11 protein-coding genes and 1 tRNA gene are annotated in these 10,933 nt (G+C 67.1%); 7 read left to right on the forward strand and 5 right to left on the reverse strand.

The features are described 5' to 3' along the window. The coding region (locus NHG85_RS17500) for a L,D-transpeptidase scaffold domain-containing protein (protein ID WP_502213723.1) at window positions 1-561 on the reverse strand (561 nt) is incomplete at its 3' end. Window positions 562-931: 370 nt separating this feature from the next. On the opposite strand from NHG85_RS17500, the gene mepK reads away from it, so the two are divergent. Then, complete coding sequence (gene mepK / locus NHG85_RS17505) at window positions 932-1,504, forward strand: peptidoglycan L,D-endopeptidase MepK (protein WP_253334844.1); 573 nt, start codon at window positions 932-934, stop codon at window positions 1,502-1,504. A gap of 212 nt (window positions 1,505-1,716) precedes the next feature. Here the strand turns inward: mepK and tig are convergent, their stop codons facing one another. From tig to NHG85_RS17520, 3 genes are all read right to left on the reverse strand, one after another. After that, a complete protein-coding gene (gene tig, locus NHG85_RS17510; protein WP_253334846.1) occupies window positions 1,717-3,045 on the reverse strand; it encodes a trigger factor in 1,329 nt (442 codons plus the stop codon). A gap of 28 nt (window positions 3,046-3,073) precedes the next feature. After that, window positions 3,074-3,158, reverse strand: a tRNA-Leu gene (locus tag NHG85_RS17515). 103 nt (window positions 3,159-3,261) lie between these two features. Continuing rightward, the gene (locus NHG85_RS17520) at window positions 3,262-4,761 is read right to left on the reverse strand and encodes an NAD(P)H-hydrate dehydratase (protein ID WP_253334847.1); all 1,500 of its coding nucleotides are present in this window, start codon (window positions 4,759-4,761) and stop codon (window positions 3,262-3,264) included. Between the two features lie 192 nt (window positions 4,762-4,953). Between NHG85_RS17520 and NHG85_RS17525 the strand changes: the two genes are divergently transcribed. The 4 genes from NHG85_RS17525 to purB all read left to right on the forward strand — a co-directional run bounded on the left by NHG85_RS17525 (window position 4,954) and on the right by purB (window position 9,301). After that, window positions 4,954-5,292 (forward strand): P-II family nitrogen regulator, encoded by a 339-nt coding sequence (locus tag NHG85_RS17525; RefSeq protein WP_017928800.1) that lies wholly within the window; start codon window positions 4,954-4,956, stop codon window positions 5,290-5,292. 65 nt (window positions 5,293-5,357) lie between these two features. Then, window positions 5,358-6,764 (forward strand): type I glutamate--ammonia ligase, encoded by a 1,407-nt coding sequence (glnA, locus tag NHG85_RS17530; protein ID WP_253334848.1) that lies wholly within the window; start codon window positions 5,358-5,360, stop codon window positions 6,762-6,764. A 263-nt stretch (window positions 6,765-7,027) separates the two neighbouring features. After that, complete coding sequence (locus NHG85_RS17535) at window positions 7,028-7,879, forward strand: hypothetical protein (protein ID WP_253334850.1); 852 nt, start codon at window positions 7,028-7,030, stop codon at window positions 7,877-7,879. 120 nt (window positions 7,880-7,999) lie between these two features. After that, window positions 8,000-9,301, forward strand: coding sequence for an adenylosuccinate lyase (gene purB / locus NHG85_RS17540; protein ID WP_253334853.1), 1,302 nt, complete (start codon window positions 8,000-8,002; stop codon window positions 9,299-9,301). A gap of 33 nt (window positions 9,302-9,334) precedes the next feature. Here purB and NHG85_RS17545 read toward each other — a convergent pair whose 3' ends face one another. Then, window positions 9,335-9,931 (reverse strand): helix-turn-helix transcriptional regulator, encoded by a 597-nt coding sequence (locus tag NHG85_RS17545; RefSeq protein WP_253334855.1) that lies wholly within the window; start codon window positions 9,929-9,931, stop codon window positions 9,335-9,337. Between the two features lie 232 nt (window positions 9,932-10,163). Between NHG85_RS17545 and NHG85_RS17550 the strand changes: the two genes are divergently transcribed. Then, the gene (locus NHG85_RS17550) at window positions 10,164-10,541 is read left to right on the forward strand and encodes an autoinducer binding domain-containing protein (RefSeq protein ID WP_253334857.1); all 378 of its coding nucleotides are present in this window, start codon (window positions 10,164-10,166) and stop codon (window positions 10,539-10,541) included. 92 nt (window positions 10,542-10,633) lie between these two features. Next, a partial coding sequence (locus NHG85_RS17555) for a magnesium and cobalt transport protein CorA (protein WP_502213724.1) occupies window positions 10,634-10,933 on the forward strand: 300 nt, incomplete at its 3' end.

Below are 10,933 nucleotides of genomic sequence, written 5' to 3' on the forward strand. Positions count from 1 at the left end.
CCAGCCACTCGCGTCGAGCGCGCGTTGCAGCTCGGCGCGGGCGCGCATCAGCCGGCCGTATTCGGGGGCGATCGGCGCGAGGCTGCGCAGGAAAGCCACCGGTTCGGCATCAAGAAAGCCCGCCAGCGTCTCGCCCGGATCGCGCAGCGGCACCTCGCGGCGAATGAGCGGCACCACCTTGCCCGGCTCGAGCATCCCCGTCTGCACGTCGCGCGCATAGCGCAGGAAGACGCGGGTCATCTCGATATCCATCGCCGCGCGCTCTTCGGCGCTGCGCGCGGCGCGCAGCCGCACCGCCAGCCCCTCGGGGTCGTACCGCGAGACGGGCAAGCCATGTGCATCCGCGCTCGACAGCGCCGAGAGCAGTGCGTTGCGCCGCGCCACCGCGGCGGCCTGCGTGCCGGTCCAGATTCCCGCGAAGCCGCGGGCGCGGTAGGTCTGGGCCAAGCCGCCCTGCCCTGCGACCGTCTCGGCGATGGCCTGTCGGAACGGGGTGATCTGCGCCAGCGGCTCGGCCTTGATCGGGGATGACAGCGACAGGGCGATCCCGGCGCTCAGCACAAGGGATCCAAGGGAAGGAAGGCGGCGACGGGGGGCGAGCAGCATGGGGCACCGTGGGGTCAGAAGGATCCGGCGGGATCTCGTGGCGGTGATAGACGCCGGCATTCTGCACGGCCAACGAAGGATCGAAGCCCAAAGGAAAAAACCATTTGCAGCGCGGCAAATGCGTCACGAAACCCCGGGGCTGAGATACAATGCGCCGATTGTTGCGCAAGTTCCCGCCGATTTCCGGTTTCTTCACCCTGTTATCCGATAACCGGTCTTGGTCGAGTCGTTCTCCCGTGCGATAGAGGGTCTGCATCTGGGGATGGATGGCAAAAATGCCCGTGAAACTGCGGGCCCACAGGTAAGCGACGGGACAGGCGCTCACATGATGAAAAATCTTCGCACGGCGGGCATGACCCGCCGCGGTCTCCTTGGCGCATTCGCGGCCACGGCAGTCACCGCAGCACCGACCTATTCGAATGCAGCCGGTTTCCTGAGGCGCGCGGGCGATGTCCGCCGGATCTCGATGTATTCCGAACGCACCGGCGAAAAGATCGACACGATCTACTGGATCGAAGGTGAGTACATCGCCGAGGCAATCCGCGAGATCAACGTCTTCATGCGCGACTGGCGCAACGACCAGCTGATGGACATCGACACCCGCACCGTCGATATCATGTCCGCTTCGCACGCCCTGCTGGAGGTCGGCGAACCCTACATGCTGCTGTCGGGCTACCGCTCGCCGGCGACCAACGCGATGCTGCGCAGCCGCTCTTCCGGCGTCGCCAAGAACTCGCTGCACCTCAAGGGCCAGGCCGCCGACCTGCGGCTCGCCAGCCGCAGCGTCAACCAGATGGCGCGCGCCGCCGCGGCCTGCAAGGCCGGGGGCGTCGGCAAATATTCGGGCTCGAACTTCGTCCACATGGATTGCGGCGCGGTCCGCAGCTGGGGCAGCTGAGCCGACAGAATTTCTGAGTCCTGCTGCACCGGTTGGAAGGGGCGTCCCATGTGGGGGCGCCCTTTCTCTTTGCGGCGTTCATGGTTTCAAAGCGGGTCTGACAGCCGCAAGAAGGCCCGCCCCAAGCCCGCGCGACCCGCCGAAGATCTCTCGGAACGAGAAAGGCCGCCCCGAAGGGCGGCCTTTGCATCATCCGATCGCTGACGAGAGGCTCAAGCCTCGTCGTCGAGCGCCTCGACGGCCTTCTGGAGATCCTCCTTGGAGACCTCTTTCTCCTCGACCTTAGCCTGCTCGAGGATGTGGTCGATGACCTTGTCCTCGAAGATCGGGGCCTGGATCTGCTGGCGCATCTGCGGGTTCTGCTGAACGAACTCGAAGAACTGCCGCTCCTGGCCGCGATACTGGCGCGCCTGGTTGAGGATCGCCTGGGTGAGCTCCTGGTCGGTGACTTGGATCTCGGCCTTCTGGCCGATCTCGGCCAGAAGCAGCCCCAGCTTCACGCGGCGCTCGGCGAGCTTGTTGTGCTCGTCGGTGGGCTCGATCTCGCCGTGGTCGTGGCCGTGATCTTCGGGATGCTCTTCGTGGTAGAGCTGGTGCGCGATCTGCTTGGCCTCGGCCTCGACGAGGCTCGGCGGCAGGTCGAAGGAGACCTTCTCGTCAAGGATGTCGAGCAGCTTGCGCTTGGCCACGGCGCGCGAGGCGCCGGAATACTCGGCCTCCAGACGCTCGGCGATCTGCGACTTCAGCGAAGCGAGATCCTCGGCGCCGAACTTCTTAGCCAGTTCGTCGTCGATCTCGGCCTTCTGAGGGGCCTTCACCGCCTTGACCTTGCACTCGAACACCGCGGCCTTGCCGGCGAGGTTCTGGGCCTGGTAATCCTCGGGGAAGTTGACCTCGACGTTCTTCTCGTCACCGGCCTTCACGCCCTTGAGGCCATCCTCGAAGCCGGGGATGAAGGAGTTGGAGCCGAGCACCAGCGGATAGTCTTCGGCCGCGCCGCCCTCGAAGGCCTCGCCGTCGATCTTGCCGAGGAAATCGATGACGACCTGGTCGCCCTCGTCAGCCGCGCCGTCCTTGTCCTCAAAGTTCTGCGCGGTCTCGGCGAGGTTGCCCAGCGCATCGTCGATCGCGGCGTCGTCGGCCACGACCTTCAGCCGCTCGATCTCGACGTCGGAGAAATCGGCCTCGGGGATCTCGGGCAGCTTCTCGTAGGAGACGGTGACCTCGACGTCGTCGCCTTCCTTCCAGTCGTCATTGGCCATCTTCACCTCGGGCTGCATCGCCGGGCGATCGCCGCTCTCCTCGAGGTGGTTCGACAGCGCGCCGTCGATGCTTTCCTGCATGGCTTCGCCAAGCACGCGCGGGCCGAACTGCTTTTTCAGCAGCGACAGCGGCACCTTGCCCTTGCGGAAGCCCTTCATGGCGACCTCGGGCTGGGCTTCGACCAGCTTTTCCTGCACCTTGGCGTCCAGTTCGGCGGCGGGCAGCGTGATCGTGTAGCCGCGCTTGAGGCCGTCGTTGAGGGTCTCGGTGACCTGCATCTGTCGTCCTTTTCTCAGTCGTGTTTCCTGGTGCGGGTGAAGGGACTCGAACCCCCACGCCTTGCGGCGCCAGAACCTAAATCTGGTGCGTCTACCAGTTCCGCCACACCCGCATGTCTCTCATGGGGAGCGGAACGGCCCCCCGGAATTCTCGGCGCTGTCTAGCAAAGCCCGAAGCGGTGCGCCACGGGAAAAAAGCGGGCTGCCGTGGCGGCCCTAGAGCCCCATCTCGCGCATCAGACCCGACAGCTGCTCGGGCAGGTCCTCGGCGATCAGCCCGGGCCCGAAGCGGCGCGCAGCCGCGACATGCAGCCATGCCGCGTCGCATCCGGCCTCGAAACCCGGCCAGCCGCGCGCCATCAGCCCCGCCGCCATCCCGGCCAGCACGTCGCCCGCCCCGGCGGTGGCGAGCCATGGCGCGGCCCGCCCGTAGACCCCGGCATTGACGCGCATCCGCCCGTCGGGGGCAGCGATCACCGTGTCGGGCCCCTTGAGCAGCACCGCGCAGCCCGCCCGCGCCGCCGCTTCGCGCGCGGCATCGACGCGCGAAAAGGCCGGCCCTGCATTGGCCTCCTCCTTCAGCCGATCGGCCAGGTCAGGGAAGAGCCGTGCGAATTCCCCGTCATGCGGCGTGAGCAGGCAGCCCCCATGCAGGCCCGCGCGCAATTCGCTATCTTGGGCGACGAGGCTCAGCGCATCCGCGTCGAGCACCGTTGAGCGGCGCGCGGCAAGAGCGCTTGCGACAAGGTCCCGCTCGCGCGTCCGCACCCCCAGCCCCGGACCGAGCAGCAGCGCATTGAGCCGCTCGTCTTCGAGCATTTCGTCGAGCGCCGCGCGATCGCGCAGGCGCCGCAGCATGACCGCATCGAGCCGGGCGGCGTTCTCCTGCAGCGCGGCGGCCGGGCAGGCCATGGTCACCAGCCCGGCGCCGATCCTGAGCGCCGCGCGCGCGGCCATGCGCGCCGCGCCGCCGCGTCCCACCCCGCCAGACAGGACCAGCGCGTGACCATACCCGTATTTATGCCCCGACCGCTTGCCGAGACCTTCGGGCGGCTGCGTCAGCCTGACCGCGGCTTCCGTCCTTTCGAGACCGATGTCGCGGATGTCGAGCGACCCGCAGCGCGCGGGGCCTTCGGCCAGCACATGCCCGCGCTTGGGTGCATGAAAGCTCACGGTGAGATCGGCATCAAAGCAACGCCCCCCGAGCGCCCGGCCGCTGTCGGAGCACAGCCCCGAGGGCAGGTCGATCGCCAGCACCCTTTGCGCCCCGGCGTCGAGCACCGGCTCCAGCCGGGCGTCCAAGGGCCGGGTCAGGCCGAGACCGAACAGAGCGTCGATGACGAGATCGGCGCGCCGTACCGCCCCTGTCGTGCCGTCCCAATCCCCGATCGCGCCCATGCCCGCCCAGAGCGCCGCCTGGGCCGCCGCGTCCGCCTGACCGGCAGGCGCGAGCGCATGAAGCTCCACCGTCCAGCCGCGCGCCGCGAGTTGCCGCGCCACCGCGTAGCCATCTCCGCCGTTGCCGCCCGGCCCGCAAAGCACGCAGACGCGTGACCCCGGCCCCAGCTCCGGCCAATGCGCCTGCACTGCGGCGACCACCGCCTGCGCCGCGCGCTCCATCAGCACGAGGCCGGGCGTGCCGCCCGCGATCGCCTCCGCTTCGGCCGCGCGCATTTCCGCGGCGGTCAGCAGCGGCGATCCTTCGAAAATGCCCATGGATGCGGCAGCGTCCTGCGGCGATCGGGGGGTCGCATTCTCGGATTGCATCATTCGGAGCCATCCTGCACAAATTTTAATCACGCTCGTGGATTTTCGAGGCCTTGGCCGGGCTCGCTCCGGGCGGATGATTGAGGTGGTCGGGCCGACATGGTTTCACGCCTCAGAACGCGGACGCAAGGGATGCGCGACATGAAGAAGATCGAGGCGATCATCAAGCCGTTCAAGCTCGACGAGGTGAAGGAAGCGCTCCAAGAAGCCGGGGTGCAGGGTCTTTCGGTCGTCGAGGTCAAGGGCTTCGGACGCCAGAAGGGTCACACGGAGCTGTATCGCGGCGCCGAATACGTGGTCGACTTTCTGCCCAAGGTGAAGGTCGAGGTGGTCCTGCCCGACGATCAGGTCGAGCGCGCGATCGCCGCCATCGTCGACGCCGCCAAGACCGACAAGATCGGCGATGGCAAGATCTTCGTCTCGCCCGTCGAACAGGCGATCCGCATCCGCACCGGAGAATTCGGCGACGACGCGATCTGATCCGCGCGTCGCGAGGGGGCCCCGCCCCCTTTTCACGAACACGAGACAACAAGAAAGGCAGTCAGATGGACAGCGCCACGATTCTGAAGATGATCAAGGACGAGGAAGTCGAATACGTCGACATCCGCTTTACCGACCCCAAGGGCAAGCTGCAGCACGTCACCGTGGTCAACGACCTCGTCGACGAGGACTTCCTCGAGGAAGGCTTCATGTTCGACGGCTCCTCGATCGCCGGGTGGAAGTCGATCGAGCAGTCCGACATGAAGCTGATGCCGGCCTTCGACAGCGCCTATATCGACCCGTTCTACGCCGAGAAGACCCTGTGCATCCATTGCACCGTGGTCGAGCCCGACACCGGCGAGCCCTATGACCGCGATCCGCGCGGCACTGCGCTGAAAGCCGAGGCCTATCTCAAGTCCTCGGGCATCGGCGACACCGCCTTCATGGGCCCCGAGGCCGAGTTCTTCATCTTCGATGACGTGCGCTTCGCCGTCACCTCGAACAAGGTCTCCTTCCATGTCGACGCCGTCGACGGCGCGTGGAACACCGATACCGAATACGAGGTCGGCAACACCGGCCACCGTCCGGGCGTCAAGGGCGGCTACTTCCCCGTCAACCCGATCGACGATGCGCAGGACATGCGCGGCGAGATGCTCTCGACCATGAAGCGCATGGGCATGAAGGTCGACAAGCACCACCACGAGGTGGCGTCCTGCCAGCACGAGCTGGGCCTGATCTTCGGCACGCTGACCCATCAGGCCGACGAGATCCAGAAGTACAAATACGTGATCCACAACGTGGCCCAGGCCTATGGCAAGTCGGCGACCTTCATGCCCAAGCCGATCTCGGGCGACAACGGCTCGGGCATGCATGTCAACATGTCGATCTGGAAGGACGGCAAGCCGCTGTTTGCCGGCGACAAGTATGCCGACCTCAGCCAGGAGGCGCTCTACTTCATCGGTGGCATCCTGAAGCATGCCAAGGCGCTCAACGCGATCACCAACCCGACCACCAACAGCTACAAGCGCCTGATCCCGGGCTTCGAGGCGCCGGTGCTGCGCGCCTATTCGGCCCGCAACCGTTCGGGCTGCGTGCGGATCCCGTGGTCCGAGAGCCCGAAGGCCAAGCGCGTCGAGGCCCGCTTCCCCGATCCGGCGGCGAACCCCTATCTGTGCTTCTCGGCGCTGCTGATGGCCGGCCTCGACGGCATCCGCAACAAGATCGACCCGGGCCCGGCCTCGGACAAGGATCTCTACGACCTGCCCCCCGAGGAGCTGGCCGAGATCCCGACCGTCTGCGGCTCGCTGCGCGAGGCGCTCGAGGCGCTCGAAGCCGATCACGAGTTCCTGCTCGCGGGCGACGTGTTCACCAAAAGCCAACTCGAAGGCTACATGGCGCTTAGATGGGAAGAGGTCTACGCCTACGAGCACACGCCGCACCCGGTCGAGTACAAGCTGTATTATTCCTGCTGATCGCGAAAGCGGGAGCGGATCACGCGGGGCGCCTTCGGGCGCCCCGTTTGCGTTCGGCCCCGCGCGCGACCTGTCTGCGCCCGCGGTGGCACGCCTGTTCGCGCCCGCGGTGGCACGGTGGCCGAAATGCGGCAGCAAGAAGGCCTGTCGCGCAAAGCGACCATGCTAATTCCCCGCTTCGCGCTCAAGGCGAACACATTCATTAACCTTATTGAAAGGACCACTCACCGGCCAACGAGCCGACTCATCTTGGAGACCGGTCCATGTCCGACCCGATCACCAGTACCATTGCCCAGCTGCTGTTTCGCAGCGTCCCCCCGCTCGATTTCCCCAATCTCGTCGACGATCTGCGCACCTCGCTCATGGAGGGTCCCACCGGGGCCTGCGGACTGAACTGGGATCATGAAGACGTCGCCATCTTCAACCTCGACAACGCCCGGATCATCCTCGGCTGGTCCCAGCCCCTGCCCGGCCGCTACGCCGCCTGTCTGACGATCGGCGTCGGCGCCGACGAGAGCGGCGATTGCCAGATCGGCATCGCCAGCCACCAGGGCACGATCACCCGCCTTCTCGCCGACCGGATCAATGCCCGCTACATGTCCGACCGAATGCTATGGAAGACAAGCACGCAAAGCCCGACCGCCGAGATGATCGACGTCATGGTCGAGGAGCTGCCCGGCTTCGACCCGGCCTGGCCCGGCGGCAATCCCGACTCCTGTGAATTCGACCGCATGCTCGCCCGCTACGACGCGGAGACCGCCGAGCAGATCTCCGAGCTGGCCCCCGAGGTGCCACTGCGCCAGCCCCGCCCCAGGCGGCCGCAGCCGCCGGCCTACCGCACCGAGCGGCCCAAGCCGCAAACCCGCACCGATACCGCGACCCCGGCCAACGACATTCCGGCCAAGGCCCATCCCTCGACCCGGGAAATGCAGCGGATCCGCGCCGCGCTGGCCGAGACCGAACAGGAGGCGCAGGCGGCGCGCGCGCCGCGCCGCCTGTTCGGCCTGCCCTTGTGGCGCGCACGCAAAGGCGGCTCGGCGCTCGTCGCGGCAAGCCTCGCGGCGACGCTGGGATCGCAGCTGCTGCAGCCGGCTCTCGCCGCCGCGGGCTATTGAAGACGCGCCGGGCCGTGATCGGCCCGGCACTCCGGTTCCGCCGCGTCATCCCGCGACCTTGTGCGACGCCGCCCATCCCCCTATGACCCCGGCGAACCCTCCCCATACGAGAGAGCGCCGATGATCCCCCGCTATTCCCGCCCCGAGATGACCGCCATCTGGGAGCCCGCCACCAAGTTCCGCATCTGGTACGAGATCGAGGCCCATGCGGGCGACGCGATGGCCGATCTGGGCGTGATCCCGCGCGAGAATGCGGATGCCGTGTGGAAGGCGAAGGACGTCGAGTTCGACGTCGCGCGCATTGACGAGATCGAGGCCGTCACCAAGCATGACGTCATCGCCTTTCTCACGCATCTGTCCGAACATGTGGGCGCGGACCAGGCGCGCTTCGTGCATCAGGGCATGACCTCGTCGGACGTGCTCGACACGACCTTCAACGTGCAGCTCACCCGCGCCGCCGACATCCTGATCGCGGACATGGAGCGGGTTCTGTCCGCGCTCAAGGCGCGCGCGATCGAGCACAGGGACACGGTGCGGATCGGCCGCTCCCACGGCATCCACGCCGAGCCGACGACCATGGGGCTGACCTTCGCGCGTTTTTACGCCGAGATGGACCGCGGCCTGGCCCGCCTGCGCAACGCCCGCGAGGAGATCGCCACCGGCGCGCTTTCGGGCGCGGTGGGCACCTTCGCCAATATCGACCCCCGCGTGGAAGAGCATGTCTGCGCCAAGATGGGCCTGAGCCCCGAGCCGATCTCGACTCAGGTGATCCCGCGCGACCGCCACGCGATGTTCTTCGCCACGCTGGGGGTGATCGCCTCCTCGATGGAGAACATCGCCACCGAGATCCGCCACATGCAGCGCACCGAGGTGCTGGAGGCCGAAGAGTTCTTCTCCAAGGGGCAGAAGGGCTCCTCGGCCATGCCGCACAAGCGCAACCCGGTGCTGACCGAGAACCTCACCGGCCTTGCGCGCCTCGTGCGGATGTCGGTGGTGCCGGCGATGGAGAACGTCACGCTCTGGCACGAGCGCGACATCTCGCATTCCTCGGTCGAGCGGGCGATCGGGCCCGACACGACGGTGACGCTCGACTTCGCGCTCAACCGTCTGGCGGGCGTGATCGAGAAGCTGGTGATCTACCCGCAGCACATGCTCGACAACATGAACAAGTTCCGCGGGCTGGTGATGAGCCAACGCGTGCTGCTGGCGCTGACGCAGGCCGGCGTGAGCCGCGAGGACGCCTATCGCCTCGTGCAGCGCAACGCGATGAAGGTCTGGGAGCAGGGCGCGGACTTCAAGACCGAGCTTCTGGCCGACGCGGAGGTCACCGCCGCGCTCAGCCCCGAGCAGATCGAGGAGAAGTTCGATCTGGGCTACCACACCAAGCATGTCGAGACGATCTTCGCGCGCGTCTTCGGCTGAACCGTCGCGGCGGGCTTTCGGGCCCGCCGCCCCTCAGATCAGCCCGAACCCGGCCGCCAGCGTCGCCGCCTGGGTCGCCGTGTTGGCGCCGAGCTTGGTGCGGGCGTTCTTCAGCCGCTGCTTGATCGCGCCCTCGGTGACGCCCAGCGCATGGGCGATCTGCTTGAGCCTGTAGCCGTTCTTGACCATCCGCAGCACCTCGATCTCGGCCTTCGTGAGATTGCTCGGCGGCGCCGCCGCGGCGTGCAGACGGCCGATCATCTCGTCGAGACTCTCCAGTTCGCGATCGCTGAACTCGCGGTCCTCGCGGATATAGATCCCGTAGGAGCGCGCACCGCCCGCATCGGCGACCGAGGCCACCGCCCCATGCCGCAGCCCCATCCGCCGCGCCCGTACGAAGAGGCCGAAGGGATCCTCGATCGCGCTCCAGCGCGCGGCGCCCTCGTGCGAATAGGCCCAACGGATCGCCGGGTCATCGAAGAAAAGTCGCTCTGCGGTATAAATTTCGATCCATGGCGCAGGCAGATGGTTGTATTCCTCGAGCGGGGATGCAAATCCCACGCGCAGCGCGATGTAATACCCGACCGGGGCGAGCCGGTTCAGCAGTTCGGTCTCGTCATGGATCGTCACGGGCTGGATCCGGATCGGAGGGGTTGGATATGCGACCAGATGCTCATTGCGCCAACGCTGATTTTCGCCCCCTCGTGACGCTGTGTTCGTGGAGGCCGCGACACCGAGGTGACCCGCCGAGATGACCCCGCCCAATGCAGACAGTATCGGCCATAGCCTGTCGCATCTCAAGCAGATTGCGCCGGGAGGATTCGCCATAGGGCTGCACGTCCGTTTTGCGGCCCCCAGGGTGATGTTCAATTGCTACCCGACCGGGTGGGTCACGAGCTATGCCAAGCAGGGGCTGCTGATGAGCGACCCCACGGTGCGCTGGGCGATGTCGAACGAGGGCGCGCTGCTCTGGGGCGACGTCGATCCCGGCGACGATCCGCGCGGCGTCATGCCGCAGGCCGCCGAATACGGCCTGCGATACGGCGTCACCCTCTCGATGGTGTCGGGGGCGCGCAGTTTCGGCGGGCTGGCCCATCCCGATCGGCCGTTCGACGAGGCGGAGATCGGGGCGATGCGCACCGAGCTGGCGCGATTGCACGCGCTGACCCATGACAGCGTCGAACTGGACCCCGCGACCCGCGCGCGCCTCGCGGAGCTGTCGATCGTCGTCACCCCCTGAGCGGGGCGCGGCATCGCGCCGATGCGAACAGCTTGTTTACCTTGATCCCCTACTCCTCGGGCCGGAAGAGCATGCCGAGGAGAGCGGGATCCGTGTCAGCACCACAGCCCATCGACCATTCCGCCGGAAAGCCCGTCGGCGCAGATCACGTGAGCCCGCGCCGCAAGGCGGCCATGGTGGTGCAGCTGATGATCGCGGAGGGCCGCAAGCTCGATCTCGCGGCCTTGCCCGAGGCCGTGCAGATCAGCCTGACCCGCGAACTGGGCGCGCTGCGGCTGGTGGACCGCGCTACGCTGGCCGCCGTGGCCGCCGAATTCGCCGACCGGATCGAGGGGCTGGGCCTCGCGGCGCCCGGCGGCATGGATCAGGCGCTGCAGGCGCTCGACGGGCGG

This window comes from Limimaricola litoreus, assembly GCF_024159025.1.
Taxonomy (GTDB): Bacteria; Pseudomonadota; Alphaproteobacteria; order Rhodobacterales; family Rhodobacteraceae; genus Limimaricola; species Limimaricola litoreus.

Bases quoted from the DNA above. Each gene is read 5' to 3' on its own strand.
- mepK (WP_253334844.1), top strand. From the start codon at position 932: ATGATGAAAAATCTTCGCACGGCGGGCATGACCCGCCGCGGTCTCCTT.
- tig (WP_253334846.1), bottom strand. From the start codon at position 3,045: ATGCAGGTCACCGAGACCCTCAACGACGGCCTCAAGCGCGGCTACACG.
- NHG85_RS17520 (WP_253334847.1), bottom strand. From the start codon at position 4,761: ATGGGCATTTTCGAAGGATCGCCGCTGCTGACCGCCGCGGAAATGCGC.
- NHG85_RS17525 (WP_017928800.1), top strand. From the start codon at position 4,954: ATGAAGAAGATCGAGGCGATCATCAAGCCGTTCAAGCTCGACGAGGTG.
- glnA (WP_253334848.1), top strand. From the start codon at position 5,358: ATGGACAGCGCCACGATTCTGAAGATGATCAAGGACGAGGAAGTCGAA.
- NHG85_RS17535 (WP_253334850.1), top strand. From the start codon at position 7,028: ATGTCCGACCCGATCACCAGTACCATTGCCCAGCTGCTGTTTCGCAGC.
- purB (WP_253334853.1), top strand. From the start codon at position 8,000: ATGATCCCCCGCTATTCCCGCCCCGAGATGACCGCCATCTGGGAGCCC.
- NHG85_RS17550 (WP_253334857.1), top strand. From the start codon at position 10,164: ATGTTCAATTGCTACCCGACCGGGTGGGTCACGAGCTATGCCAAGCAG.